At 61.0% G+C, this 25,463-nt stretch carries 23 protein-coding genes and 1 pseudogene; 6 read left to right on the top strand and 18 right to left on the bottom strand.

Annotation, left to right across the window (positions count from 1 at the left end):
• Positions 1 to 18: 18 nt before the first annotated feature.
• From LHAB_RS12215 to LHAB_RS12260, 10 genes are all read right to left on the bottom strand, one after another.
• A complete protein-coding gene (locus LHAB_RS12215; protein ID WP_090046712.1) occupies positions 19 to 1,380 on the bottom strand; it encodes a DNA recombination protein RmuC in 1,362 nt (453 codons plus the stop codon).
• A complete protein-coding gene (locus LHAB_RS12220) occupies positions 1,377 to 2,363 on the bottom strand; it encodes a 2-hydroxyacid dehydrogenase (protein ID WP_090046714.1) in 987 nt (328 codons plus the stop codon). Before LHAB_RS12220 ends, LHAB_RS12215 begins: the two co-directional genes overlap by 4 nt.
• The gene (locus tag LHAB_RS12225; protein ID WP_090047943.1) at positions 2,363 to 3,784 is read right to left on the bottom strand and encodes a sodium:proton antiporter; all 1,422 of its coding nucleotides are present in this window, start codon (positions 3,782 to 3,784) and stop codon (positions 2,363 to 2,365) included. The genes LHAB_RS12220 and LHAB_RS12225 overlap by 1 nt, the downstream gene beginning before the upstream one ends.
• 52 nt (positions 3,785 to 3,836) lie before the next feature.
• On the bottom strand, positions 3,837 to 5,021 hold the full coding sequence (gene pncB, locus LHAB_RS12230) for a nicotinate phosphoribosyltransferase (RefSeq protein ID WP_090046716.1): 1,185 nt from the start codon (positions 5,019 to 5,021) through the stop codon (positions 3,837 to 3,839).
• Between the two features lie 78 nt (positions 5,022 to 5,099).
• A complete protein-coding gene (locus tag LHAB_RS12235; protein ID WP_090046718.1) occupies positions 5,100 to 5,753 on the bottom strand; it encodes an ABC transporter ATP-binding protein in 654 nt (217 codons plus the stop codon).
• Positions 5,740 to 6,549 (bottom strand): ABC transporter ATP-binding protein, encoded by an 810-nt coding sequence (locus tag LHAB_RS12240; protein ID WP_090046720.1) that lies wholly within the window; start codon positions 6,547 to 6,549, stop codon positions 5,740 to 5,742. Before LHAB_RS12240 ends, LHAB_RS12235 begins: the two co-directional genes overlap by 14 nt.
• A complete protein-coding gene (locus LHAB_RS12245; protein WP_090046722.1) occupies positions 6,546 to 8,417 on the bottom strand; it encodes an ABC transporter permease in 1,872 nt (623 codons plus the stop codon). Before LHAB_RS12245 ends, LHAB_RS12240 begins: the two co-directional genes overlap by 4 nt.
• A gap of 43 nt (positions 8,418 to 8,460) precedes the next feature.
• Positions 8,461 to 9,198 (bottom strand): nitroreductase, encoded by a 738-nt coding sequence (locus tag LHAB_RS12250; RefSeq protein ID WP_090046724.1) that lies wholly within the window; start codon positions 9,196 to 9,198, stop codon positions 8,461 to 8,463.
• On the bottom strand, positions 9,195 to 9,635 hold the full coding sequence (locus tag LHAB_RS12255) for an acyl-CoA thioesterase (protein ID WP_090046726.1): 441 nt from the start codon (positions 9,633 to 9,635) through the stop codon (positions 9,195 to 9,197). The genes LHAB_RS12250 and LHAB_RS12255 overlap by 4 nt, the downstream gene beginning before the upstream one ends.
• Positions 9,632 to 10,561: a histone deacetylase family protein gene (locus LHAB_RS12260; protein WP_090046728.1), complete on the bottom strand. Its 930-nt coding sequence runs from the start codon at positions 10,559 to 10,561 to the stop codon at positions 9,632 to 9,634. Before LHAB_RS12260 ends, LHAB_RS12255 begins: the two co-directional genes overlap by 4 nt.
• Before the next feature lie 186 nt (positions 10,562 to 10,747).
• Between LHAB_RS12260 and LHAB_RS12265 the strand changes: the two genes are divergently transcribed.
• Positions 10,748 to 11,281: a phasin family protein gene (locus tag LHAB_RS12265; protein ID WP_090046730.1), complete on the top strand. Its 534-nt coding sequence runs from the start codon at positions 10,748 to 10,750 to the stop codon at positions 11,279 to 11,281.
• A gap of 190 nt (positions 11,282 to 11,471) precedes the next feature.
• Here the strand turns inward: LHAB_RS12265 and LHAB_RS12270 are convergent, their stop codons facing one another.
• Positions 11,472 to 12,392 (bottom strand): patatin-like phospholipase family protein, encoded by a 921-nt coding sequence (locus LHAB_RS12270; protein WP_369814131.1) that lies wholly within the window; start codon positions 12,390 to 12,392, stop codon positions 11,472 to 11,474.
• A gap of 135 nt (positions 12,393 to 12,527) precedes the next feature.
• Here LHAB_RS12270 and LHAB_RS12275 point away from each other — a divergent pair, with 135 nt between their 5' ends.
• Positions 12,528 to 13,571 carry an extracellular solute-binding protein gene (locus LHAB_RS12275; protein ID WP_090046733.1) on the top strand — a complete coding sequence of 348 codons (1,044 nt, stop codon included), beginning with the start codon at positions 12,528 to 12,530 and terminating at the stop codon, positions 13,569 to 13,571.
• Positions 13,572 to 13,589: 18 nt separating this feature from the next.
• On the opposite strand, the gene LHAB_RS12280 is transcribed toward LHAB_RS12275, so the two are convergent.
• The 6 genes and pseudogenes from LHAB_RS12280 to LHAB_RS14820 form a co-directional block, all read right to left on the bottom strand.
• A complete protein-coding gene (locus LHAB_RS12280) occupies positions 13,590 to 13,892 on the bottom strand; it encodes a hypothetical protein (protein WP_090046735.1) in 303 nt (100 codons plus the stop codon).
• Between the two features lie 34 nt (positions 13,893 to 13,926).
• Entirely contained in the window at positions 13,927 to 15,531 is a 1,605-nt protein-coding gene (ahpF, locus tag LHAB_RS12285; RefSeq protein ID WP_090047946.1) for an alkyl hydroperoxide reductase subunit F, read from the bottom strand.
• 153 nt (positions 15,532 to 15,684) lie between these two features.
• On the bottom strand, positions 15,685 to 16,251 hold the full coding sequence (ahpC, locus tag LHAB_RS12290; protein ID WP_089961842.1) for an alkyl hydroperoxide reductase subunit C: 567 nt from the start codon (positions 16,249 to 16,251) through the stop codon (positions 15,685 to 15,687).
• A gap of 126 nt (positions 16,252 to 16,377) precedes the next feature.
• A complete protein-coding gene (locus LHAB_RS12295; RefSeq protein ID WP_090046736.1) occupies positions 16,378 to 16,824 on the bottom strand; it encodes a DUF423 domain-containing protein in 447 nt (148 codons plus the stop codon).
• A gap of 62 nt (positions 16,825 to 16,886) precedes the next feature.
• Positions 16,887 to 17,324, bottom strand: a complete 438-nt coding sequence (locus tag LHAB_RS14845) for a class I SAM-dependent methyltransferase (RefSeq protein WP_369814132.1) — start codon at positions 17,322 to 17,324, stop codon at positions 16,887 to 16,889.
• Positions 17,293 to 18,063, bottom strand: a pseudogene (locus LHAB_RS14820) (class I SAM-dependent methyltransferase); the annotation flags it as partial. The gene LHAB_RS14845 and the pseudogene LHAB_RS14820, both read right to left, overlap by 32 nt.
• Positions 18,064 to 18,310: 247 nt before the next feature.
• Here LHAB_RS14820 and LHAB_RS12305 point away from each other — a divergent pair.
• Complete coding sequence (locus tag LHAB_RS12305; RefSeq protein ID WP_090046738.1) at positions 18,311 to 19,069, top strand: 3-hydroxyacyl-CoA dehydrogenase; 759 nt, start codon at positions 18,311 to 18,313, stop codon at positions 19,067 to 19,069.
• 144 nt (positions 19,070 to 19,213) lie between these two features.
• Positions 19,214 to 21,019, top strand: a complete 1,806-nt coding sequence (locus LHAB_RS12310) for a gamma-glutamyltransferase family protein (protein WP_090046740.1) — start codon at positions 19,214 to 19,216, stop codon at positions 21,017 to 21,019.
• 74 nt (positions 21,020 to 21,093) lie between these two features.
• Here LHAB_RS12310 and acs read toward each other — a convergent pair whose 3' ends face one another.
• Positions 21,094 to 23,055 carry an acetate--CoA ligase gene (acs, locus tag LHAB_RS12315; protein WP_090046742.1) on the bottom strand — a complete coding sequence of 654 codons (1,962 nt, stop codon included), beginning with the start codon at positions 23,053 to 23,055 and terminating at the stop codon, positions 21,094 to 21,096.
• Positions 23,056 to 23,227: 172 nt separating this feature from the next.
• Between acs and LHAB_RS12320 the strand changes: the two genes are divergently transcribed.
• The gene (locus tag LHAB_RS12320; RefSeq protein WP_090046744.1) at positions 23,228 to 23,827 is read left to right on the top strand and encodes a TIGR00645 family protein; all 600 of its coding nucleotides are present in this window, start codon (positions 23,228 to 23,230) and stop codon (positions 23,825 to 23,827) included.
• Positions 23,828 to 23,873: 46 nt separating this feature from the next.
• Entirely contained in the window at positions 23,874 to 25,427 is a 1,554-nt protein-coding gene (locus tag LHAB_RS12325; RefSeq protein ID WP_090046745.1) for a fumarate hydratase, read from the top strand.
• Positions 25,428 to 25,463 lie beyond the last annotated feature (36 nt).

Below are 25,463 nucleotides of genomic sequence, written 5' to 3' on the forward strand. Positions count from 1 at the left end.
GCCCGGGCCGATGGGCCATCACGGGTCTACACCGGGCAGCAGCGCTTGCGCCTCAGTCTCTGGCAAGGCATCGACTTGACGCAGCGCCCGGTTCATGACGTTGCTGCGCGTCTGGGCCTGGTCCAGCGTGTTGAGCACGGTTTGCGTCTGGTTGCGAACTTTGTCCAGCACATCGCCAAACTTGCCAAACTCGGTTTTGACCGCACCCAGCACCTGCCAGACTTCGCTGGAGCGCTTTTCCAGCGCCAAGGTTCTGAAACCCATTTGCAAGGCATTGAGCATGGCCATCAGGTTGGTCGGGCCCGCCAGCGTCACGCGGTGGTCGCGCTGCAGCGTTTCCATCAAACCCGGGCGGCGCAAGACCTCGGCGTACAGCCCTTCTGTGGGCAAAAACATCACTGCAAAGTCGGTGGTGTGCGGCGGCTCCAGGTATTTTTCGGCAATGGACTTGGCTTCGAGCTTGATGCGTGTCTCCAGGGCCTTGGCACACAACTCGGCTTGCACCGGGTCGGCTCGGCCTTGGGCCTCGAGCAGGCGCTCGTAGTCTTCGTTGGGAAACTTCGCGTCGATCGGCAGCCACACGGGTTGGCCGCTGTCGGAGCGGCCCGGCAGGCGAATCGCAAAGTCCACCCGGTTTTTGTCACCGGGGCGCGTGGCCACTTGCACCGCATATTGCTCTGGCGTGAGCACTTGTTCGAGCAGCGAGGCCAGTTGCGCCTCGCCGAACATGCCGCGGGTTTTGACGTTGGTCAGCAGGTGCTTGAGGTCGCCCACGCCTTGCGCCAGGTTGTGCATTTCGCCCAGGCCTTTGTGCACCTGCTCCAGGCGCTCGGCCACTTGTTTGAAGCTCTCGCCCAAGCGGGCTTGCAAAGTGGCTTGCAACTTTTCGTCCACTGTCTGGCGCATCTCGTCCAGTTTGGCGGCATTGCTTTGCTGCAGCTGCGACAACTGGGTTTCCATGGTGCCGCGCATCTCGGTCAGGCGACGGGCATTGGCCTCAGACAGCGCATTGACTTGCTGCGCCAGGCTGTCGGTCAGGCTTTTTTGCAGCAAGGCCAGTTGCTGGGCCAGGGCGTCAATTTGCTGGTTTTGGGTACGGGTGGCCTCGGCACTTTGCTGCAGCAACGACTGCTGAAAGAGCGTGAGGGTCTGCATCGCCTCTTGTCGGCCTTGCACGCCGGACTGGGCGATCTCGGTGCGCAGCTCGCGCTCAAGGCGCTCGGTCTGGGCTTGCAGGGCTGCAAACTGCTGTTGCAGCCAGGCCGCTTGCTCGGCCAACTTATCTTCTTGAGCCAGCGGTGCAGCTTTGGCGCGAAACAACAGGACCAAAAGCCCGAGCAGGTTCAACCCACCCAGCGCCAGCCACACCCATTCACTCATAGGGCGTTGCCCGGCACGGTGTTCAGCGGCGTGAGGGCCTGGCCACGGGTCAGGTAAGCCACCAAGTTGTCCGCAGCGAGTTGCGCCATGGCCATCCGAGTTTTGACCGTGCTGCTGGCGATGTGGGGCGTGAGCACCACGTTCGGTACTTTCAGCAAGTCGGGGTGCACAGAGGGCTCGCCCTCGAAGACATCGATACCCGCTGCAGCAATTTGTTGTGCTGCCAGCGCTTTGGCCAAGGCCGCGTCGTCCACAATGCCGCCGCGCGCAATATTGACCAAAGTGGCCGTGGGCTTCATCTGCGCCAACTCGGCCGCGCCGATGGTGTGGTGAGATTCTGCGCTGTACGGCACCACCAGCATCACATGGTCAGCGGTCTGCAGCAGCTCCAGCTTGCCCACATAAGTGGCCTTGCACTCCGCTTCCAACTCGGCGCTCAGGCGACTGCGGTTGTGATAGATGACATTCATGCCAAAACCATGCGCGGCACGGCGGGCAATGCCCTGTCCGATCCGCCCCATGCCGATGATGCCGATGGTCGATCCATGCACCTCGGCTCCGGCAAACATGTCGTAGCTCCACTTGGTCCACAAACCAGCACGCAGGTAATGCTCGCTCTCGGTCACGCGGCGGGCCGTGGCCATGAGCAAGGCAAAGCCAAAATCGGCCGTGGTTTCGGTCAGCACATCGGGCGTGTTGCTGGCCTGTACACCTGCGGCGGTCATGGCGGGCACATCGAAGTTGTTGTAACCCACCGCCATGTTGGCCACGATGCGCAGCTGGGGGTTGGCCTGCAGGAGCGCTGCGTCGATGCGCTCACTGCCTGTGGTCAGGGCTCCCACTTTGCCTTGCATGCGGCGCGTGAGTTCGGCGGCAGACCAGACCTCGTCGGCCTGGTTGCTCTCAACGTCAAACACCTGCGCCAATGACTGCAGGACCTCGGGGAAGATGGCGCGGGCCACCAAAATAGAAGGTTTGGACATCACTTGAACCAGATAAAACTCATGACCACGAACAAAGGAATCAGGACAGCGCCTGACCACAACATGTAACCAAAGAAGCTGGGCATTTTCACGCCACGGTCTTCCGCGATGGCCTTGACCATCAAATTGGGCGCATTGCCAATGTAGGTGTTGGCGCCCATGAACACGGCACCGGCCGAAATCGCGGCCAGCGTTGGGGCCAAAGTGGTCATCAGAACCTGGGGGTCCCCGCCAGCCGTGTTGAAGAACACCAAATAGGTGGGCGCGTTGTCAAGGAATGAACTCAAGGCGCCCGTGATCCAGAAGTACATCATCACATTGGGGCTGCCATCGGGCTGGGTCACCGCTTGAACCACTGCGCCGAAAGGGCCATTGACACCCGCCTTGAGCATGGCGATGACCGGAATGATGGTCAGGAAAATACCTGCAAACAACTTGGCCACTTCGGCCATGGGGGCCCAACCGAATTGGTTGTCGGCGTGCACCTTGGCGGGGGTGATTTTGAGCGACAAGAACGTCACGGCGATCAAACCCAGATCCCGCACAACGCCGGGAAGCCCCACTTCGGTGCCGTAGATGTTGAAAGACACGGGCGACTTCCAGAAACCGCTCATCAGCACCAAGCCCACCACCGCACCGAGCAGCCAGAAGTTGATGGCCCCATCAAAACCAATCGCTTTGGAGTCGGGGGTCGGGTCTTGCGGCAACAACGCTTCACGGCGGTAAAACCAGGAATCCAGGACAAAAAAGATGGTGAGCAAACTGCCCACCAAGAACAAGGTCTCGGGGAAGATGGTTTTGATGGTCCAGAAGAAGTCAACGCCCTTCAAGAAACCCAAAAACAAGGGCGGATCGCCCAATGGCGTCAAGGAGCCGCCCGCGTTGGAGACAATGAAGATGAAAAACACCACCACATGCGCCACATGCTTGCGGTTGTCGTTGGCGCGGATGAGCGGACGAATCAGCAGCATGGAGGCACCCGTGGTGCCCATGAAGCTGGCCAAAAACGCACCAATCGCCAAAATGGCTGTGTTCAAACCCGGGCTGCCGTGCAAATTGCCACGGATGAAAATGCCGCCCGACACGGTGAACAAAGCCGTGAGCAAAATGATGAAAGGGATGTATTCGGCAAACAGGGCGTGCACCATGTTCGCGCCAGCCGCTGCAGGACCAAACATCAGGGCAAAAGGCACGAGGAACGCCAAGCCCCAGGCAGCCGCCACTTTGCCGTAATGGTGGTGCCAGAAATGGGGTACCAGCAAAGGCATCAAGGCAATCGACAACAAAATGCCGGCAAACGGCACCCCCCAGAGGACAGACAGCTGAGCGCCATCAAAATCGGCGGCCCAAGCCCCCCCTGACAAAGCCATCAACACCGGCAAAGCCAGCCAAGCGGTCCATCGTGTCCCTAATAACTTCATGGTGCACATCTCCAATTGAATGATTCTGATAGTAGCGGTGAATGGTCCCGATTCAGGTGCCGGGTGAAACTTCAAACACTTGGCGCAGATAAGCCAGATATTTTTCGTCATCGCACATGCCCTTGCCCGGCGAGTCCGACAACTTGGCCACTGGCTGGCCGTTGCAACGGGTCATCTTGATGACGATTTGCAGCGGCTCGTAACCCAGGTCGTTGGTCAGGTTGGTGCCCACGCCAAAGGCCAGCTGGCAGCGGTCGTGGAACTGTTGGTAAAGCTCAATCGTGCGCGGGATCGTCAGGCCGTCACTGAAAATCAGCGTCTTGGTTTTGGGGTCGACCCGGTTGTGCTGGTAGTGCGCGATCATGCGCTCGCCCCAGCTGAACGGGTCGCCACTGTCGTGGCGGGCACCATCAAACAGTTTGCAGAAATACAGGTCAAAGTCGCGCAAAAAAGCGTTGAAGCCATAAACATCGCTCAGCGCAATGCCCAGGTCGCCCCGGTACTCCTTGGCCCACGACTCAAAGGCAAACACCTGGCTGTCGCGCAAACGCGGGCCCAAGGCCTGACAGGCCTGCAGGTATTCGTGCGCCATGGTGCCCAAGGGCGTCAGGCCCAGCAGATAGGCGTAGTACACATTGCTGGTGCCTGCAAACTGGCCACTGGGGCCAGTGCCCAGACGGGCCGACAGCACGCGCAGCACCTCTTCGTGCCAAGCGCGGGAAAAACGGCGGCGCGTGCCGTAGTCGGCGATTTTGAGGGTTTCGAGGCCAGGCGCCTGCAGCTGGGCGATTTTGGTGTCCAGGCGTCGGCGGCCCTCCAAGAGATCAGGCACTTTTTGGGTGTTGCGGAAGTACACCTCATTGACGATGGCCAGCACCGGAATCTCGAACAAAATCGTGTGCAGCCAAGGTCCCTGGATGGTGATGTCGATCTCACCGGAGGGCAACGCTGTGACCGCAACGGACTTTTCATTGAGCTTGAAAAGCCCCAGGAAATCGACAAAGTCACTCTTGATGAACCTCATGGAACGCAGGTACTGCAACTCGCCCTCCTTGAAGGTCAAGCTGCACAAAGAGCGAATTTCTTCCCGAATTTCTTTGACAAACGGTGCCAAAGGCACGCCAGGGTTGCGGCACTTGAATTTGTATTCAACCTGCGCCCCCGGAAACTGGTGCAGCACGACCTGCATCATGGTGAATTTGTACAGGTCGGTGTCGAGCAGGCTGGTGATGATCATGGTGTTTTGTCTCTGGCGGCTGGTGCCGCTCGTTGTTGGGGGGCAGTGTAAGGGATGCCCACCCTCGTCGAGCAGGGATCATGCTGTCGACTCAAGGCGCCCGCTGGTCAGCACCAGCACCCGCTGGGCGTGCCGGGACAGGATGTTGTTTTGCTCGGCCACCAGCATGGCCACGCCTTCTCGGGCCAGTTGCAGCAGCGCGTCGCGCATGGCTGCCACCAACAAGGGGGCAATGCCCTCGCAAGGCTCGTCCAGCAGCAGCAGGCGCGGGCCGGTCATGAGGGTGCGGGCCAGGGCCAGCATTTGCTGCTCGCCACCGCTCATTTGGCTGGCTGGGCGGTTGAGCATGGTTTGCAGCTGGGGAAACAAGGCCATCACCTGGTCAAAGCGCTGCGCGGGGGTGGCCTGTCCACGGCGTGCGGCACCGGAGGCTGCGATCCACAGGTTTTCTTGGACCGACAAAGCCGTGAACAAACGCCGGTCTTCGGCAACAAAGCCCAAGCCCGCTTGGGCACGGCGGTGGGCAGGCCATGTGTGCAGGGGTTCGCCTTGCCAAAGGATTTGGCCCTGCGCCCGGGGGCCGATGCCGATCAGGCTTTGCAGCAGTGTGGATTTCCCCGCGCCGTTCAGCCCCTGGATGACGACCAACTCGCCCTCGCCCACGGACAGGCTGACATCGAACAAGGCCTGGGCTTGGCCATACCAGGCGTTCAGGCGTTCAACTTTGAGCATCGCGCAAGCCTTTCATGTCGAAGTCCAGGCCCAGGTAGCGCTCGCGCACCTGAGGGTCTTGCGCCACCACTTCGGGCAGCCCGTCGGCCACCAAGCGGCCTTGCATCAGCACCAACACCCGGTCGGCCACGCCGAACACGGCGTCCATGTTGTGCTCGGTGTAGAGCACCGTCACGCCTTGCAAGGCCACCTGGCGCACCAGCGCCATCATGTCGGCCCGCTCTGCAAGAGCCAGCCCAGCGGCGGGTTCATCCAGCAAGAGCAATGACGGCACCCCTTGGTCAGTCTTGTCGGCTTTGGCATCAGGCAATCCTGCCAGCGCCATGGCCAACTCCAGACGTTTTTTGGCGCCGTAAGGCAAATCGGCCACCGTGGCATGCGCTTGGCCTTGCAAACCCGCTTGTGCAGCCAGCCGCATCGCCCGCTCAGGCTGGCGACGGTCCAGCCGGTCCCACCAGGCCAGCGGCTGGGCATCGCGCAGCACCAGCTGGATGTTTTGCAGCACGCTCAGCGCATCAAAGGTTTGCGCCACCTGAAAGGTACGGGCGACGCCCAAGCGCTGGCGCTCGGCTGGCGGTTTGCCCAAGAGCGACTGGCCTTGCCACTGCACCTTGCCCGCCGTGGGCACCTGCTGGCCGGCCAAGCAGGCAAAACAGGTCGTCTTGCCCGCGCCGTTGGGACCGATCAGGGCCACGCACTGGCCAGAGGGCACACAGAAGTCCACGCCGTCCAGCGCCCGCACACCGCCAAAATGCTTGGCCAAACCGCTGACCTGCAAGACTGCGCCCAGGCTCATGCGCGGCTCCCTTTGGACGAAGCGAAATGGGGCATCCACATCTGCAGCCCACCCAGCACGCCACTGGGCGTCAAAACCATCACGAGCATGATCACCAAGCCCAAAACACCACGCCAATAATCCAGACCCTGCCCCAATTCAGCCCCACCCCACACCAGCAAGGCACTGCCCACGGCCGAACCCCACAGTTGGTGCACCCCGCCCAACAAAATCACCAACAAGGCGTCCACCGACATGGCGACCGAGGCCACCGAGGGGAACACCGCGCCTTTGAATGCAGCCCACAAGCCCCCGGCCAGCCCTGCCAAGGTGGCGCTGCCCACAAACACCTGGTAGCGCAAGGCCTGCACCGGCAAACCGCTGGCCTCCGCGCGCAGCGGCGCATCGCGCACCGCCTGCAAAGCCGCGCCCCGACTCGAGCGGGCCACGCGGGCCATGCCCACCAAGGCGAAAAGCATGAAAACGGCCAGCGCGGCGTCCCACAGCGCACGCGACTCGGGTGCGATCAAACGCAGACCGATCAGCCCGTTGTCGCCCCCCGTGAGCCCCACCCACTGCGTAGCCCCCGCCCAAATCATTTGCGCCAGCGCCAGCGACAGCATGGCCAGGTACACCCCGCTGCTGCGCACCACCAAAGCACCAAACGCCACAGCCACGGCCAGCGCCAGCGCCATGCCCGCGGCCAATGCCGCTGGCAAACCCGCACCCCAGTGCAGGTGCGACAGCGCCGCGCCATAAGCGCCCAGCGCAAAAAACGCCGCATGGCCAAAGCTGACCAAGCCACCCAAAGCCATCATCCACTGCAAGCTTAGACCAAACAGCATCATCACCATCACGTCTTCTGCCAGGCTTCGGCCGTAATCGCCCTGCCCCCAGGCCAGCAGCGTCAAGCCCACAAAGACGGATACAAACAGCGCACGGCCCAAGCCTGCCACCGGCCACAGGGCAAAAACCGGCACGCTTTCGCGTTGCTCGGCATGTGCGGCCGACCCGGCCAGGCCCTGCGGCCGCCAGACCAGCACCACAGCCATGGTCAAAAACACCAGAACCAAAGTCGCTTGCGGGAAAAAGCTCAGACCCAAGGCGTGGATCACGCCAATCAGCACCGCCGCCACAAAAGCCCCGCCAATGCTGCCCAGCCCGCCCGTGACCACCACCACAAAGGTCTCGACCACCACGTTCACGTCCATCTGCAAGTGCGCAGGCTCGCGTGGCAACTGCAGCGCCCCGGCCAGTCCCGCCAAGCCGCAGCCCAGCATGACCACCCCGAGCATGAGGGGCTTAGGATTCACACCCAGCGCATCGAGCATTTCGCGGTCTTGTGTGGCGGCTTTCACACGCTGGCCCCACAGCGTGCGCGTGAGCAAGAGGTGCAGGCCCAGCCAGACCAAGGGGCCCAGCACCAAGGTGAACAATTGCCAGGTCGGAAAATACGACTCTCCCAGTGGGATGGCGCCTTTGAGGCCTGGAAAGCGCGGTGCGAACACCTCTTCAGGGCCAAAAAACCAGCGCATCGCGTCATGCAGCGCCAGCGTCAGGCCAAAGGTGGCCACCAGTTGGTAGAGCTGCGGCGCGTGGCGCATGCGCTTGAGCAGCAAGACTTCGGTCACGGCCCCCAGCAAGGCAGCCACACCCGCGCCCATCAAGATCACCGTGCCATAGCCCCAAGCGGTGTCCGCCATGCCGGGCCACCAGTTTGTCACCGCGTGCGCCGACCACAGCGCGCCCAACATAAAGAAGCTGCCATGCGCGAAGTTGACGATCCGGGTGACGCCAAAAATCAGCGTCAGCCCAGAGGCCATCAAAAACAAGGTGGTGGCGTGGCTCAGGCCATTGAGCAATTGCAGCGCCAGTGCTTCGAATCCCAAACCAGGCCCTTGTCTTTAAAAAAAAGCGCGTTGAGATAAAAGGTCAGTCCACCCAGTGGGTGAAGTCTTGCGCTGGCACGCGGGTGGTCTGGAAGGTGTTGACCAAGGCCGACTCGTCGGCATAGCCCAGCGACATGCCGCAGACCACCATTTCGTTGTCACCCGCACCGACCAGCGGCAAGATGATTTTGGAAAAGCCGTTCCACGCCGCTTGCGGGCAGGTGTGCAGGCCCCGCGAGCGAGCGGCCACCATGATGCTTTGCAAGAACATGCCGTAGTCCAGCAAGCTGCCCCGGCCCATGACTTTGTCGATGGTGAAGATCAGCCCCACGGGCGCGTCAAAAAAGCGGAAATTCTTTTGGTGCTGCGCGTGCATCATGGCCTTGTCGCCCTTGCCAATGCCCAGCACGCCGTAGAGGCCAAAGCCGCACTCACGGCGGCGGTCGATGTAGGGGCTGACCCATTTTTCGGGGTAATAGTCGTAGGCCTCGGCGTATTCAGAAGCCAGGGCCGGGTTGGCGCTGATGGCATCGTGCGCGGCGCAGGTCTTGGCCACCAGCTCGTCGCGCTTGGCGCCTTGGAGCACATAGACCTTCCAGGGCTGGGTGTTCGTGCCGCTGGGCGAGCGTGCCGCAACGCTCAGCACCTCTTGCAAAATGCTGCGCTCCACCGCTTGGGGCAGGTAGGCGCGAGCCGAAAAGCGGCTCAGAATGGCGGCATCCACACTCGCGGGATCGTTCACGCGGGTGCTGACTTGGGGGCCAATGGGGGAAATGCTCATGTCAATGTCTCCAAAAATGCTTTGAGTGCCGTGGGCAGGGGCACGGGGCGGCGGGTCTCGCGGTCCACGTACACATGGACAAAATGGCCCCGAGCGGCGGTGAGGTCTTCGCCTTGCGCGAACAGGCCCACTTCGTAGCGCACGCTGGAGGTGCCCAACTTGGCCACGCGTATGCCTGCGTCAACGGTTTGCGGAAAGGCCAGTGGCGCGAAATAAAAACACTGGGTTTCCACCACCAAGCCGATGGTGGTGCCAGCGTGAATGTCCAGCACGCCCTGCTCGATCAGGGTGGCGTTCACGGCGGTGTCGAACCAGCTGTAATACACCACGTTGTTCACATGGCCGTAGACGTCGTTGTCCATCCAGCGCGTGCTGATGGGGCGAAACGCCTTGTAGCTGCTGCGGGCGTCGGCTTGAGGTTTGGCAGGCGTGTTCATCGCCCGAGATTGTGCCAGCGTTGCCAATAGCCCAAAGCCACAGACCAGGTCTGCATTTGCACCTCTACCGTGGTCTCGATGTCATGGCCATAGCCCCCGCCCATGCACAGCACCACCGGCAGTCGGCGCTGCCAGGCCCAGTCCATCACCGCCCGGTCGCGGGCCTGCATGCCGTCGGCTGACAATTTGAGCCGCCCGAGCCGGTCGCCCTCATGCGGATCGGCTCCGGCCAGGTAAATCACCAGTTGTGGGTCAAAACGGTCCTGCAGGGTCTGCAGCGCTTGGTGCAGGGCCGCCAAATAGGGCTCGTCGGTGCAGCCGTCCGGCAGGCCCACATCCAGATCGCTCGGCTCCTTGCGGAAGGGGAAGTTTTTCTCACCGTGCAAAGACAGCGTGAACACGCTAGGGTCGTTCGCAAAAATGTGCGCCGTGCCATTGCCCTGGTGCACGTCCAGATCGATCACCGCCACCTTCAATGTTCGCCTGTGGTGGCGCCAGGCCTCGGCCTGCATCAGGCGGGCTGTCACGGCGATGTCATTGAACACACAAAAGCCTGCGCCCTTGTGGGCATAGGCGTGGTGCGTGCCGCCAGCCAGATTGCCCGCGACCCCTTGCGCCAATGCATCGCGGGCAGCCGCCACCGTGGCCCCGACCGAGCGACGCGCCCGCTCGGCCATGGCCTCGCTCCAAGGAAAACCGATTTCTCGTTGCAAAGCCGCCTCCAAGCTGCCCGCGGCCACGCCCTGGATGTAATCGGGTGTGTGCACCAAGGCCAGTTCCCCGTTGCTCGCAGCCGGGGCCTCGCACATGAGCACGCCGGGCAACTCCTGTGTCAGGCGGTCGCGCAGACGGCTGTATTTGCGCATCGGAAAGCGGTGGCCTTCGGGCAGGGGCAGGACAAAGTGGTCGGCGTAATAAGCGTGCATGGATTGATTCAGAGCAAGGCGATTCTAGAAAACCCTCTCTAAACTGAGCCAGGACCGGGCCCATCCCCTTGTAATACACAGTAGAAACCCTAAAATTCAAAACATGCTGCACTGCAACAAAGTTGTACGGCCCCGGCCAGTTACGGCGCAGTCTTCTTGAAACCAAACTTATCTCTGGAGCCCCTCATGATGACACCCGAACAAATCGTCGCATCGCACAAAGCCAATGTGGAAACCCTGTTTGGTTTGACCGCCAAAGCCTTTGAAGGCGTGGAAAAAATGGTTGAACTGAACCTGAGCGTGGCCAAGGCCGCATTGGACGAATCGGCCAACAACACCCAAGCCGCTCTGAGCGTGAAAGACGCCCAAGAGTTGCTGGCCATGCAAGCCAACCTGTTCCAGCCCTTGGCTGAAAAAACCGCCGCTTACAGCCGCCACTTGTACGACATCGCTTCGGGTACCCAAAGTGAGTTTTCCAAGGCCTTGGAAGCCCAAACCGCCGCCGCGCAAAAGCAATTCGCCAATCTGGTCGACAGCGCCGCTCAAAACGCCCCTGCCGGTTCCGAGCAGGCTGTGGCCATGATGAAGGGTGCCGTCACGGCCGCCAACACCGCTTTCGAGTCCGTGCAAAAAGCCGTCAAGCAAGCCACCGACCTGGCCGAGACCAACCTGGCTGCCGTGACCCAAACCGCTGCCCCCAAGGCCGCCAAGAAGAAGTGATTTTTCAGGCAGGTCGGTTGTGCAAATGCCGGCCTGTCGTTTTGCAAGTTGTCTCCTCGGATCTCTTTGAATTTCATCTGGGAAACAGGGATCCCTTCCAGGGCTGATCGCAAGATCAGCCCTTTTTTTTTGGGTACGCACCGTGATCGCTGGGTCTTTTTACGGGTGTTGATCGGGGGCAAGGGGCCCATCAACGACCCTCTTGAAACTGGGCCATGCGCGCTTTCAGAGCAGGCAAAGCCGCCCGCATTGCCATCCGCCCGGCTTCAATCGCGCGCAGACGGGCGCTGAAATCGGCACTTTTGACACCTGACAAAGCTGGACGGATCACCACATCGGCCTCTTTAAGTGCCAAGGAGTTGATGCTTTTGCCCATGATGGCGAAGGTCTGCATCAAGATCTGGAAGGTGTCGCCATACGGGTTGCCCTCCGGATCGCTGGAAATGTCCACCGCAATCACAAAGTTGGCCCCCATCTCACGCGTCTGACGCACCGGCACTGGAGAGACCAAGCCCCCGTCCACATACTCACGGTCGCCCAGACGCACCGGCTGGAACACCGCAGGCACCGCGCTCGAAGCCCGCACTGCTGCGCCCGTGTTGCCGCGCCGGAAAGTGATGGCCTGGCCGCTGCCCAAATCGGTGGCGACGATGCCCAAGGCGATAGGCATCTGCTCCATCGTTTTACCGCCGACCTGGGTGTTCACGTACTTGGCCAAGGCCTCGCCTCGCAAAGCGCCACGGTTCAAAATCGGCAGCATCCAGTCGGTGATCTCGGCCTCCTGCATGGACTCGGCCACGCGCACCAACTCCGCCGGGTTTTTGCCACTGGCGTACAAGGCCGCCACCAAACTCCCCGCCGACGTTCCTGCGACATGGCTGGGCCGCAGTCCGGCCTCTTCCAGCACCTGGATCACGCCCACATGGGCAAAACCGCGCGCCGCCCCGCCACCGAGCGCCAGCCCCAAGCGGACTTCACGCCGCTCGGCCATGGGCAGCGGGCCAGGTTCTGCAGGCTTGGTGGACTGCAAGCTGCCGCAGGCCGTCAAGACCAACCCCATCAGCAGGCCAAGCAAGCACTGACCTGCTCGCTTGAGCCCGCCACCCGCCATGGCTCGTCCTGCCGACTGACTCCCCACCTGATGACCAATCCCTTGCACTTTAGGCATGTACTCCTCAAATCTTATTGATAACCATTCTCATTTAGTTTAAACTTGGCTTCACACATCGCACCCAACAACCTAAGCATGACACCAAACCAAACCCTGTTGAGCATCGTCTGCCTCCTGAGCGCCGCATCGGCCATGGCACAAGACAAAGTGCTGAACATCTACTCAGCCCGCCACTACCCGACCGACGAAGTCATGTACAGCGACTTCAGCAAAGCCACCGGCATCAAGATCAACCGGGTCGATGCCGACGATGCCGGTATTCTCGCCCGTCTCAAGGCCGAAGGTGCAGCCTCCCCTGCCGATGTGATTTTGTTGGTGGACGCGGCCCGACTGTGGCGTGCCGAAGTCGATGGCCTGTTCTTGCCGATCAAATCGGCCAAACTTGAAGATGCCATCCCAGCCAACCTGCGGGCCAAACCCGCCGACAACGGCGGCACGGCCTGGTTTGGTCTGTCCACAAGAGCACGTGTGATCGTGTACGACAAGCTCAAATTCAGCAAAACCGATGTGGACAGCTACGAAAAGCTGGCCGATTCGAAACTCAAAGGCAGCCTGTGCATCCGCAGTGGTTCGCACCCCTACAACCTGAGCCTGTTTGGGGCCATGTCCGAGCACCTGGGCCCGCAAAAAACCGAAGTTTGGCTCAAAGGTCTGGTCGACAACATGGCCCGCAGCCCCAAAGGCGGTGACACCGACCAGATCAAAGGCGTGGCCTCCGGTGAATGCGGCGTGGCCGTCACCAACACCTACTACCTGGCCCGCTTGATGCGGTCCAGCAACCCAGCCGACAAAGCCGTGACTGAAAAAATCGGCGTGGTCTTCCCTAACCAAAGCAGCTGGGGCACCCACATGAACGTGGCCGGCGGCGCCATCGCCCGCCATGCCAAAAACACCGACAACGCGGTCAAATTCTTGGAATACCTGGCCAGCCCGTCTGCACAAAACCATTTTGCCAATGGCAACAACGAGTGGCCAGCAGCCAAAGGGGTGAGCTTTGACAACCCGGCCTTGAAAGCCATGACCGGCGGCAGCTTCAAAAGCGAATGGATCCCGATCAGCGCCGTGGGCATGAACCAAATCAAGGTGCAGCAAATGCTGGACCGCGTGGGCTTCAAGTAAGCCGACACGGTAGACGGGTCAAGACAAAAACTTGACCCGCCCCTGCAAGGCTTGCAGCGTGACTTTTGGGGAAGACTCCCCAACCCCCACCACCACGCCCATGCCCGCCACCGGGGCCAGGCTGTCGAGTTGAAAACGGCCCATGCCCGGGGTCTGGCGGATGAAGCATTTTTCGTCGAAAAACAAACGGTCACCACTTGCATCGATTTCGTCGCTGTCGATGGTTTCAAAACCGATCAGCTGCCGGATCTCATCCAGACCACCGTCCCAAGGAAGGGAGGTGATGGTTTTGGCGTTGGGGTCGATCACAAAACACGTCATCACAGGACTCCTGTCAGTTTAAAAAACGGCCAGCTCAAACCGCTTCGGCGTGCGCGGGTGTGGGGGCTTCATTCACCGACAAGGCAGGCATGCGGATCAGGTGGTCAAAAGCGCTCAAGGCGGCTTTGGCACCCTCGCCTGCGGCGATCACGATCTGTTTGTAAGGCACGGTGGTGCAGTCACCGGCAGCAAATACGCCGGGCACATTGGTGTGGCCTTTGGCGTCCACCACGATCTCGCCGAATTTGCTCAGCTCCAGAGTGCCTTTGAGGAACTCGGTGTTGGGCACCAAGCCTATTTGCACGAACACCCCTTCCAGCTCAATCCAGTGGTCTTCGCTGGTGGTGCGGTCCTTGTAGCGGATGCCGTTGACTTTGCCGTCCGCGCCGGTGATTTCAGTGGTCTGCGCGTGGGTGTGGATGGTGACGTTGGGCAAGCTCTTGAGCTTGCTGACCAAGACCGCGTCGGCCTTGAGCTGGTCGGCAAATTCAAACACCGTGACGTGGGCCACGATGCCGGCCAGGTCAATCGCCGCTTCGATGCCGGAGTTGCCCCCGCCAATCACGGCGGTGCGCTTTCCCTTGAACAAGGGACCGTCGCAGTGCGGGCAGTAAGCCACGCCTTTGTTCTTGTACTCGGCTTCGCCGGGCACGTTGACATTGCGCCAGCGGGCGCCGGTCGACAAAATCACCGAGCGGGCCTTGAGGCTGGCACCATTGGCCATCTGCACTTCGATCAGCCCACCGGGCTGGCTGGCAGGGATGATTTTGTCGGCGCGTTGCAGGTTCATGATGTCCACCTCGTAGTGGCGCACTTGCGCTTCCAGAGCTGCCGCAAACTTGGGGCCATCGGTCTCGAGCACCGAGATGTAGTTCTCGATGGCCATGGTGTCGTTGGTCTGGCCACCAAAACGCTCGGCGGCCACGCCCACGCGAATGCCTTTGCGCGCGGCGTAAACGGCAGCGGCTGCACCGGCCGGGCCACCCCCCACAATCAACACATCAAACGGATCTTTCGCGCTGAGCTTGGCCGCGTCGCGCTCACCCGCGTTGGAGTCCAGCTTGGCCACGATTTCTTCCACCGACATGCGGCCCGAACCGAACACCTGACCGTTCAAAAAGACCATGGGCACGGCCATGATCTGGCGCGCTTCGACTTCGGCCTGGAAGGCACCGCCTTCAATGACCACGGTCTTCACATTCGGGTTCACGATGGACATGAGCGACAGGGCCTGCACCACGTCGGGGCAGTTGTGGCAGCTCAGCGACATGTAGACCTCGAAATTGAAGTTGCCTTCCAGCGCTTTGATGCTGTCGATCACGTCTGGTTCGACCTTCGGGGGATGGCCACCGGTCCAGAGCAAGGCCAACACCAACGAAGTGAACTCGTGGCCCAGCGGCAAACCGGCAAAACGCACACCGGTGCTTTGGCCATCACGTGCCACCACAAAACTGGGCTTGCGGGCATCGTCACCCGTGGTGTCCAGAGTCACCTTGTCGGACAGGCCCACAATGGTTTCGAGCAGGTTTTTCATGTCGACACCGGTCTCGCTGTCGTCGAGCGAAGCGATCAAACGAATGGGTTGGCGCAACAGGGCCAGGTATTGCTGCAATTGGGCTTTGAGGGTGTCGTCGAGCATGGTGTTCTCCTTGGGGGCTGCACACATTCCTGACCCTCGCTTGTGGCGAGGACCGGAACAAAAGGTTGGGGGAAAGTCTTTGGGCGCAGCACACGCCAGCTTGTGGCCGGCATGCGCTGAACCCAAAGCCCTGCATGGCAGGGCATGGGGGATTTAGATCTTGCCGACCAGATCGATGGAAGGCGCCAAAGTCTTGGCGCCCTCTTTCCACTTGGCAGGGCACACTTGGCCGGGGTTGGCAGCGGTGTACTGAGCGGCTTTGAGCTTGCGCAGGGTCTCGGACACGTCGCGGGCGATCTCGTTGGAGTGCACTTCGGCGGTCTTGATCATGCCTTCGGGGTTGATGATGAAGGTGCCGCGCAGCGCCAGGCCTTCTTCTTCAATGTGCACGCCAAATGCGCGTGTCAGGGTATGTGTAGGGTCGCCGACCAATGGGAACTTGGCCTTGCCCACAGCAGGCGAAGTCTCGTGCCAGACCTTGTGCGAGAAGTGGGTGTCGGTGGTCACGATGTAAACCTCGGCACCGGCTTTCTGGAACTCGGCATAGTTGTCAGCCGCGTCTTCGATTTCGGTGGGGCAGTTGAAGGTGAAGGCCGCGGGCATGAAGATCAGCACGGACCACTCGCCCTTGAGGGTTTCGTTGGACACTTGCACGAACTTGCCGTTGTGGAAAGCCTGGGTCTTGAAAGGCTGGACTTGGGTATTGATCAAAGAGGACATGGTGTTTCCTGATGGTGGTTTAAAAAAACTATTAAATGAGATAACTCATTGGTCGCAATCATAATGCAACCTAGGGTTTCTACTGATTAGTTGTTTCTATCAACCTCATAGGAAAAAGCTTTCACCTCAAGCCTGCCGATTGGTTCTTCCGCTGCCTTGTAGCAAACCCACAAGCAAAACCAGCCAAGCCAATATCCAAGCCGCGCCGCCCCACGGCACCAGAGCGCGCAAGGCGTCCCAAGCCAGCACATGGCGGGCATAAAGGTTGAAGCTGAACAAGAACAAGCCCACCAGCATGAGCCAGCCCGCCGCCTGCAACCCACGCGATGCCCCGCAAACCCTGAGCGCCAAGCCCGTGAACAACAAACCCAGCGAATGAAATTGCTGCTGGGTCAAAGCAGTTTGCACCGCCGTGGGCACGCCCCCGGCAAACACAGGCAAATGCGCAAAGGCGGCGCTGAACACTACGCTGGTGCAGGCGCTGATCGCCCCCAAGGCCAAAAACCAGCGGGCCGACAGGGGCCAGATTGGGGATGTAGAAAAAGACGCGTGATCGGAAGAATCGGTGGACATTTGGGCTGGGCGCAAGGCGAACAATGGAACCAGCGCATTGGAGCACGACTTTGTGAGGTCCCTCAAAGCAAAGGCCTGCGGTAGCCCCCCGCCTGCCCGCTGGGCGACAGCACCACCTGCCACAACTGGTTGTCACGGGCCCTGAAAGTGCCTGCGCAGCACAACAGGTAATAGCGCCACATCCGGTAAAAGCGCTCGCTGTAGCGGTCTTTCAGCTCGGGCCAGGCCGCCTCGAAACGCTCGTGCCAAGCCATCAGGGTCTTGTCGTAGTCCAGGCCCAAGTTGTGCCAGTCCTCCATGACGAATTGGTCCTCGCTGTAAAACGCGATCTCCGAAGCCGAGGGCAGCGCACCGTTGGGAAAAATGTATTTTTCGATCCACGGATCGATCCCCGCCCCTGACCTGTTTTTGCCGATGGTGTGCAAAAAAAAACAGGCCATCCTCGCGCAGGCAACGACGGGCCATGTCGAAATAAGCGCGGTAGTTTTTGTGTCCCACATGCTCGAACATGCCGATCGAGGCGATGCGGTCAAAGCGCTGCTCGCCCTGAAGGTTGAACTGCCGGTAATCGGCCAGCTCGAATCGCACAGGCAAATCCCGCGCCTTGTCAGCGCCCAGAAGAGCCTGCGCTTTGGACACGGTCAGTCCCACACACTTCACGCGGTAATGCTGGGCCGCAAACAGCATCAAGCTGCCCCAGCCGCAACCGATGTCCAGCAGCGTCATGCCCGGCTGCAGTTGCAGTTTTTGGCAAATCAGATCCAGCTTGGCCTCTTGCGCCTGCGCCAAGTTTTGGGCCATTGGCCAGTAGCCGCAGCTGTAGGCCATGGACGGGTCCAGCATGGCCTCGTACAAGTCGTTGCCCAAGTCGTAATGCATCTCCCCCACCTGCCAGGCCCGGTGCGGTGACTGCATATTGGTCAGACGTGCCTTGAGCGATGCCCACAGCCACCCGGCTCGGCCCACCTGCTCATCCAGCCGTGCCCGCAGGATGCGGGCGATCAATTCGTCCACTTGGTCGCAATCCCACCAGCCGTCCATGTAGCTCTCACCCAAACCCAGACTGCCTCGTGTCAGGATGCGGTCAAACGTGGCCGGGTGGTGCACCCGCATGTCCCAAGGCCTGCCGCCCCCAACCCGGATATCGGCCGTGGCCAACAAGGCGCACGCCCGGCGCCAGTTGTCGTCGGTGCGAACCAAAGCCGTTTCCTTCGTGTCCCATGAGAGCTCTGAAGCCATGCGGTTCTCCTGTTCAGATGCCAGCCGGGCCCTGCACCCGTGACCCTGTCCATGCTAGGAAAACAGGCGCTGTTTGCCCATCCGACCAAACCGGTACCCGCTTACCCTGTTTGCGGTAACGCGCGGTGTGGGGCGCAGGCCAAGCTTCATCGCTGCGCCCGTTTTGAGGACGTGTGTCCTTAGGCCGCCCATGACCAAAGGGCATAATTGACGTTGACGTAACGTCAATCAAATTCAGGAGCAACTCATGGACATTCAAGGCAAGGTTTTCATCGTCACCGGTGGCGCATCGGGCTTGGGCGAAGGCACGGCGCGCATGCTGGAGGCCAAGGGCGGCAAGGTCGTGATCGCCGACATGCAGGCCGAAAAAGGCGAAGCGATCGCCGAGGAACTGGGTGGCGCGTTTGTCAAATGCGACGTGAGCAACGAGGCCGACGGCCAAGCCGTGGTGGCGCAGGCCGTGTCCATGGGCAAATTGATGGGCCTGATCAACTGCGCAGGCATCGCCCCTGCCGAAAAGACGGTGGGCAAGAACGGCGCGCACAGCCTGGCCGTTTACACCAAGACCATCATGGTCAACTTGGTGGGCACTTTCAACATGATCCGCCTGGCGTCCGAAGCCATGTGTCAAAACGAGCCCGAAGCCACAGGCGAGCGTGGCGTGCTGATTTCCACCGCCAGCGTGGCGGCCTATGACGGCCAGATTGGCCAAGCCGCTTATGCCGCGTCCAAAGGCGGCGTGGTGGGCATGACGCTGCCCATTGCCCGCGACCTGGCGCGCAACGGCATTCGAAACATGACGATTGCCCCCGGCATCTTTGGCACCCCCATGCTGTTTGGCATGCCCCAAGAGGTGCAAGACGCCCTGGCCGCAGGCGTGCCCTTCCCCAGCCGCTTGGGCACACCGCAGGACTACGCCAAATTGGCCCAACACATCATCGAAAACGACATGCTCAACGGCGAGGTGATTCGCTTGGATGGGGCGATCCGTTTGGCACCCAAATAAACTGTCGCTTTCGGTCCGCTCAAAACAACAGACCGCGAGGGGCCTGTTGTGGCAACTGCTGCAAGCCCCTCATGCCATCGCCCGCGCAGCAGTTTTCCGTTCACCGCTTTGCCCGACCTCGTCAGTCCATCATTTGGAGAGACCATGAACAAAACCCTGACAATGAGCGTGTTGAGTTTGACGCTTTTGAGCGCCTGCACCACGCTCCCCCAAGGCCCGGCACTGCGCTACGCGGTTCCCGAACAACCCGAAGCGGCCAGTGGCAACACGGCCAAACCCGGCTGGGCCTACACGCGCCAAGCGGTGGCCGCCGCCAACCCGCTGGCCACCGACGCGGGCCACCAGGTCTTGCGTGCAGGCGGCTCGGCACTCGATGCCGCCATTGCCGTGCAGATGGTGCTGGGCCTGGTGGAGCCGCAGTCCAGCGGCATTGGCGGCGGCGCGTTTTTATTGCACTCTGATGGCCAAAAGGTCACGGCGCATGACGGGCGAGAAACCGCCCCCGCGGGCGCCCGCGCAGACATGTTCATGGACCAAGGCAAAGCGCTGCCCTTTGGCGAGGCGGTGCATAGTGGGCACTCGGTGGGCGTGCCCGGCGCGGTGCGCATGCTCGAGGCAGCGCACCGCCAACATGGCCGCCTGCCTTGGGCGCAGTTGCTGCAGCCGGCCATCACGCTGGCCGAGCAAGGCTTTCGGGTCAGCCCCCGTTTGCACGCCTTGCTGAACGCCGACGCATTGCTCAAGAAAGACCCGCTGGCCCTGCGCTTTTTCTACCAAGCCGATGGGCAGGCTTGGCCCGTGGGCCATGTGCTGCGCAACCCTGAATACGCCCATGTGCTGCGCCTCATTGCGGCCCAGGGCAGCCAAGCCTTGCACGAAGGGCCAGTGGCCCAGGCCATGGTGGATCGCACCGCACAGGCGCCACGCCCCGGCACCCTGAGCCTGAAAGACTTGGCCGGCTACCAACCCCGCATGCGCGACGCCCTGTGTTTTGACCACACGGCCGCAGCGCGGGCTTACCGAATCTGTGGCTTTCCCCCACCGTCTTCGGGCCAGATCGCCATCGGCCAGATTTTGGGCCTGCTGGACCACACCCCAGCCCAAGGCCCTGAGCTGGCTGGTGGCCTGCCCTCGCCCGACTTTTTGCACCGTTACACCGAAGCCTCACGCTTGGCCTTTGCCGACCGGGCGCAGTTTGTCGCCGACCCCGATTTTGTCCGTGCCCCCGCAGGCGACTGGCGCAGTCTGCTGGACCCTGCTTACCTGCGCGAACGCAGCCAGCTGATCGGTACACAGGCCATGAAAACGGCCCCAGCAGGCCAGCCCGGTGGAAAAACCACCAGCTTCGCGCCCATGCCCACACAAACCGAATACGGCACCAGCCACATCAGCGTGGTCGATGCCCAAGGCCGCGCGGTGGCCATGACCACCACCATCGAAGCCGCCTTTGGCTCGCGTCGCATGGTCACCACCGACCCGTCTCGCCCCGGCGGTTTTTTGCTCAACAACGAATTGACCGATTTCAGCCTGAACCCTGCCGATGCGCAGGGCCGCCCCATCGCCAACCGGGTCGAGCCCGGCAAACGGCCGCGCTCGTCCATGTCGCCTACCTTGGTGTTTGACAAAGCCTCAGGCCAACTCCTCATGAGTGGCGGCAGCCCCGGCGGCGCACTCATCATTCACTACACGGCCAAACTGCTCAAGGGCACTTTGCACTGGGGGCTGAACGCGCAGCAAGCGATTGACCTGCCCAATTTCGGCTCGCTGGGTGGCCCGTCGCTGCTGGAAGCCCAGCGCTTTGACCGCGCCACCGTCCCGGCACTGCAAGCCCGCGGCCATGAGGTGCGCGAGATGGAGATGACCAGCGGCTTGCAAGCCATCGAACGCACACCCAAGGGTTGGTTTGGCGGCGCCGACCCCCGGCGTGAAGGCCTGGTGCTGGGCGACTGAGCGCCCATGCAAAACGGCAGCCGAGGCTGCCGTTTTGCAGAGTCGCCGGGTCCAGCCCGGCAGGCCCCCACAGATCAGTAGGCCTGACCCAGCTGCCCCAGGATGGCGGGGTTCTCGAGTGTGGAGATGTCTTGCGTGATCTCCTCGCCCTTGGCCAGTGAACGCAGCAGGCGGCGCATGATCTTGCCGGAGCGGGTCTTGGGCAAGTTCTCACCGAAGCGGATGTCCTTGGGCTTGGCGATCGGGCCGATTTCCTTGGCAATGTGGTCGCGCAGTTGCTTGGCAATCGCCTTGCCTTCGTCGGTGTTGGGCAGCGAGCGCTTGAGCACGACAAAGGCACAAATTGCCTCGCCTGTGGTGTCGTCAGGCCGGCCCACCACCGCGGCTTCGGCCACCAACTCGGTGCAGCTGACCAGCGCCGATTCAATTTCCATGGTGCCCATGCGGTGACCCGAGACGTTCAACACGTCGTCGATGCGGCCGGTGATGGTGAAGTAACCGGTTTTCTCGTCGCGGATCGAACCGTCGCCTGCCAGGTAGTACTTGCCCTTGAAGTCCTCAGGGTAGTAACTCTTCTTGAAGCGCTCGGGATCGCCCCAGATGTTGCGGATCATGGAGGGCCATGGCTTTTTCACGACCAAAATGCCGCCTTGGCCATTGGGCATGTCTTTGCCGGTCTCGTCCACGATGGCGGCTTGGATGCCGGGGAAGGGCAAGGTGCAAGAGCCAGGCACCATGGGGGTCACACCCGGCAGAGGGGTGATCATGTGGCCACCGGTTTCGGTTTGCCAGAAGGTGTCAACGATGGGGCAATTGCCGCCGCCCACATGCTGGTGGTACCACTCCCAAGCGGCAGGGTTGATCGGCTCGCCAACCGAACCCAACAAGCGCAAGCTGCTCAAGTTGTAGCTCTTGGGATGCACGGCGTCATTGGCTTCCGCGGCCTTGATGAGCGAGCGGATGGCGGTGGGTGCGGTGTAGAAGATCGAGACTTTGTGGTCCTGGATCATTTTCCAGAAACGGCCCGCGTCGGGGTAAGTGGGCACGCCCTCGAAGACGATTTCGGTGCCGCCCAAGGCCAATGGGCCATAGGTGATGTAGGTGTGACCGGTGACCCAGCCGATGTCGGCGGTGCACCAGAACACGTCGTCCGCCTTCAGATCGAAGGTCCACTTGGTGGTCAGCGCGGCGTGCAGCAAATAGCCGCCGGTGCTGTGCTGAACGCCTTTGGGTTTGCCGGTGGAGCCAGAGGTGTACAGCAAGAACAGAGGGTGCTCTGCGCCAACCCACTCGGGCTCGCAGGTGGTGGCTTGCTGGTCGGCCAACTCGGCCATCCACTGGTCGCGGCCTGCGGTCATGGCGATGTCGGCGCCAGAGCGCTTGACGACCAAGACATTCTTGATGGAGCCGCAACCGCCCAAGTTGATGGCTTCGTCCACAATGGATTTGAGGGGCAGCAGTTTGCCGCCGCGCACTTGGTTGTCGGCCGTGATCACGGCAACTGCGCCGGTGTCTTCGATGCGGTCGCGCAGTGACTGGGCCGAGAAACCACCGAACACGACCGAGTGGGTCGCGCCAATGCGGGCGCAGGCCTGCATGGCGGCCACGCCTTCGATGGACATGGAGATGTAGATGACCACGCGGTCACCCTTTTTGATGCCCAAGCTCTTCAAAGCATTGGCGTACTGGCAAGTCTTGGCCAGCAACTGGCTGTAGGTGACCTTGGTGACTTCGCCGCCGTCGGCTTCAAAAATGATGGCGGTCTTGTCGCCCAAGCCTTTTTCGACGTTGCGGTCCAGGCAGTTGTAAGAGGCGTTCAGCGTGCCATCTTCGAACCACTTGAAGAAAGGCGCGTTCGACTCGTCGAGCACCTTGGTGAAGGGGGTCTTCCAGGTGATCAGCTCTTTGGCCAAACGGCCCCAGTAGCCCTGGTAGTCGGTTTCGGCTTCTTTGCACAGCGCTTCGTAGGCCGGCATGCCCGAGACGTTGGCGTTTTTGACGAAATCGGCGCTGGGTTGGTAAATGGTGGAACTCATCAGATTTGTCTCCTCAATGACATGACGTTTTTTAAACTGCCGCAAATGTCTGCTTTCGCTCTTACAAAGCACTGACTGACACCAGTCTTGCACAAGTTTCGCATGGAAGCACCCATCTAAGCCCTAAAATTCGGGTTTGCCCGAAGTCTCGGACGTCCCACTCTGGAAAACCATGTCCAAACCCACGCCATCGAAAAACAGCCCACTGAGCCCGCTGAACAATTTCATCTTCGCCAGCCGTTGGCTGCAACTGCCCTTGTATTTGGGCCTGATCGCCGCGCAAGCGGTGTACGTTTTCCATTTCTGGGTCGAACTGGTGCACTTGCTGGAAGCGGCCTTTGGCAACCAGCAAGCCTTGCAAGCCCTGATCAACAGCATTGGCTACAAAGCCGATGCGCCCATCACCGCGCTCAATGAGACCGTGATCATGCTGGTCGTGTTGGCCCTGATCGACGTGGTCATGATCTCCAACTTGCTGATCATGGTCATCGTGGGTGGTTATGAAACCTTTGTTTCACGCCTGAATTTGGAAGACCACCCCGACCAGCCCGAATGGCTGGACCATGTGAATGCCTCCGTGCTCAAGGTCAAACTCGGCACGGCCATCATCGGCATCAGCTCGATCCATCTGCTCAAAACCTTCATCAACGCAGCCAACTACGACGAAAAAGTGCTGATGTGGCAAACCCTGATCCACATGGCATTCTTGCTCAGCGCGATTGCGATTGCCTATGCCGACCGCCTGATGTCGCACCACGACAAATCCCACTGAGCCACTGACAACGACCGTTTTTTGATTTCCTCGGGATCACATCACCATGACCACACTGATCAAACAAGACGACCTGATCGAATCCGTCGCCGCCGCCCTGCAATACATCAGCTACTACCACCCGGCCGACTTCATTTCCCATCTGGCCAGCGCCTACGAGCGAGAACAAAGCCCTGCGGCCAAAGACGCCATTGCCCAGATCCTGACCAACAGCAAGATGAGCGCGATCGGTCACCGCCCGATTTGCCAAGACACTGGCATCGTGAACGTGTTCCTTGAAGTGGGCATGGACGTGAAATTTGACGGCTTCACCGGCAGCTTGGAAGACGCTGTGAACGAAGGCGTGCGCCGCGGCTACAACTATGCAGACAACATGTTGCGCGCCTCCGTCGTGTCCGACCCGCACTTCAACCGCAAGAACACCAAGGACAACACGCCTGCCGTGATCTTCACCAAGATCGTGCCCGGCCACCATGTGCACGTGACCGTGGCGGCCAAAGGCGGCGGCAGCGAAAACAAGTCCAAGATGATCATGCTCAACCCCGGCGACAGCATCGTCGACTGGGTTTTGAAGACCGTTCCCACCATGGGCGCCGGCTGGTGCCCGCCTGGCATGCTGGGCATCGGCATTGGCGGTACCGCTGAAAAAGCCGTGCTCATGGCCAAGGAAAGCCTGATGGACGACCTCAACATGTACCAGTTGCTCGACAAATCGAGCCAAGGCGCCAAGCTCGACCCCGTCGAAGAAATGCGCCTGGAGCTCTATCACAAAGTCAACGCCCTGGGCATTGGTGCGCAAGGCCTTGGCGGCCTGACCACCGTGCTCGACATCAAGATCAAGATGTACCCCACCCACGCGGCCTCCAAGCCCGTGGCCATGATCCCCAATTGCGCGGCCACCCGCCATGCCCACTTTGTGCTCGACGGCTCCGGCCCGAGCTACCTTGAAGCCCCGTCTTTGGACCTGTGGCCCAACGTGGGCTGGACGGCCGATACTGAAAAAAGCCAGCGCGTGGACCTCAACACCCTGACGCCCGAACAAGTGGCTGCCTGGAAACCCGGCCAAACCTTGCTGCTGAACGGCAAGATGCTCACGGGCCGAGACGCGGCGCACAAGCGCATCCAGGACATGCTGGCCAAAGGCGAGCCCCTGCCTGTGAGTTTCAAGAACCGCGTGATTTACTATGTCGGCCCCGTGGACCCGGTCGGCGACGAGGCCGTAGGCCCGGCAGGCCCCACCACCGCCACCCGCATGGACGGCTTCACCGAGATGATGCTGGCCAACACCGGCCTGATCGCCATGATCGGCAAGGCCGAGCGCGGCCCGGTCGCGATCGAAGCCATCAAAAAGCACAAAAGCGCTTACCTGATGGCTGTGGGCGGCGCCGCTTACCTGGTGTCCAAAGCCATCAAGCATGCCCAGGTGGTGGGCTTTGGCGACATGGGCATGGAAGCCATTTACGAATTCGACGTGGTCGACATGCCCGTCACTGTGGCGGTCGATGCAGGCGGCACCAGCGCCCACATCACCGGCCCAGCCGAATGGCAAAAGCGCATCGCCACCGGCGAATTCAAGGGCATTGGCGTCACAGCAGGTTGATGGACCACTTGTTGACCAGGCCGCGAAAGCGGCCTT

It is taken from the genome of Limnohabitans sp. 2KL-27 (assembly GCF_001269345.1).
GTDB lineage: Bacteria > Pseudomonadota > Gammaproteobacteria > Burkholderiales > Burkholderiaceae_C > Limnohabitans_A.

Coding starts and splice junctions, on each gene's coding strand:
- acs (WP_090046742.1), bottom strand. CDS start 23,055: ATGAGTTCCACCATTTACCAACCCAGCGCCGATTTCGTCAAAAACGCC.
- ahpF (WP_090047946.1), bottom strand. CDS start 15,531: ATGCTCGACGACACCCTCAAAGCCCAATTGCAGCAATACCTGGCCCTG.
- LHAB_RS12280 (WP_090046735.1), bottom strand. CDS start 13,892: ATGACGTGTTTTGTGATCGACCCCAACGCCAAAACCATCACCTCCCTT.
- LHAB_RS12320 (WP_090046744.1), top strand. CDS start 23,228: ATGTCCAAACCCACGCCATCGAAAAACAGCCCACTGAGCCCGCTGAAC.
- LHAB_RS12275 (WP_090046733.1), top strand. CDS start 12,528: ATGACACCAAACCAAACCCTGTTGAGCATCGTCTGCCTCCTGAGCGCC.
- LHAB_RS12260 (WP_090046728.1), bottom strand. CDS start 10,561: ATGCACGCTTATTACGCCGACCACTTTGTCCTGCCCCTGCCCGAAGGC.
- pncB (WP_090046716.1), bottom strand. CDS start 5,021: ATGATCATCACCAGCCTGCTCGACACCGACCTGTACAAATTCACCATG.
- LHAB_RS12310 (WP_090046740.1), top strand. CDS start 19,214: ATGAACAAAACCCTGACAATGAGCGTGTTGAGTTTGACGCTTTTGAGC.
- ahpC (WP_089961842.1), bottom strand. CDS start 16,251: ATGTCCTCTTTGATCAATACCCAAGTCCAGCCTTTCAAGACCCAGGCT.
- LHAB_RS12250 (WP_090046724.1), bottom strand. CDS start 9,198: ATGAGCATTTCCCCCATTGGCCCCCAAGTCAGCACCCGCGTGAACGAT.
- LHAB_RS12235 (WP_090046718.1), bottom strand. CDS start 5,753: ATGCTCAAAGTTGAACGCCTGAACGCCTGGTATGGCCAAGCCCAGGCC.
- LHAB_RS12270 (WP_369814131.1), bottom strand. CDS start 12,392: ATGGCGGGTGGCGGGCTCAAGCGAGCAGGTCAGTGCTTGCTTGGCCTG.
- LHAB_RS12305 (WP_090046738.1), top strand. CDS start 18,311: ATGGACATTCAAGGCAAGGTTTTCATCGTCACCGGTGGCGCATCGGGC.
- LHAB_RS12215 (WP_090046712.1), bottom strand. CDS start 1,380: ATGAGTGAATGGGTGTGGCTGGCGCTGGGTGGGTTGAACCTGCTCGGG.
- LHAB_RS12220 (WP_090046714.1), bottom strand. CDS start 2,363: ATGTCCAAACCTTCTATTTTGGTGGCCCGCGCCATCTTCCCCGAGGTC.
- LHAB_RS12325 (WP_090046745.1), top strand. CDS start 23,874: ATGACCACACTGATCAAACAAGACGACCTGATCGAATCCGTCGCCGCC.
- LHAB_RS14845 (WP_369814132.1), bottom strand. CDS start 17,324: ATGTGGGACACAAAAACTACCGCGCTTATTTCGACATGGCCCGTCGTT.
- LHAB_RS12240 (WP_090046720.1), bottom strand. CDS start 6,549: ATGAGCCTGGGCGCAGTCTTGCAGGTCAGCGGTTTGGCCAAGCATTTT.
- LHAB_RS12225 (WP_090047943.1), bottom strand. CDS start 3,784: ATGAAGTTATTAGGGACACGATGGACCGCTTGGCTGGCTTTGCCGGTG.
- LHAB_RS12265 (WP_090046730.1), top strand. CDS start 10,748: ATGATGACACCCGAACAAATCGTCGCATCGCACAAAGCCAATGTGGAA.
- LHAB_RS12295 (WP_090046736.1), bottom strand. CDS start 16,824: ATGTCCACCGATTCTTCCGATCACGCGTCTTTTTCTACATCCCCAATC.
- LHAB_RS12255 (WP_090046726.1), bottom strand. CDS start 9,635: ATGAACACGCCTGCCAAACCTCAAGCCGACGCCCGCAGCAGCTACAAG.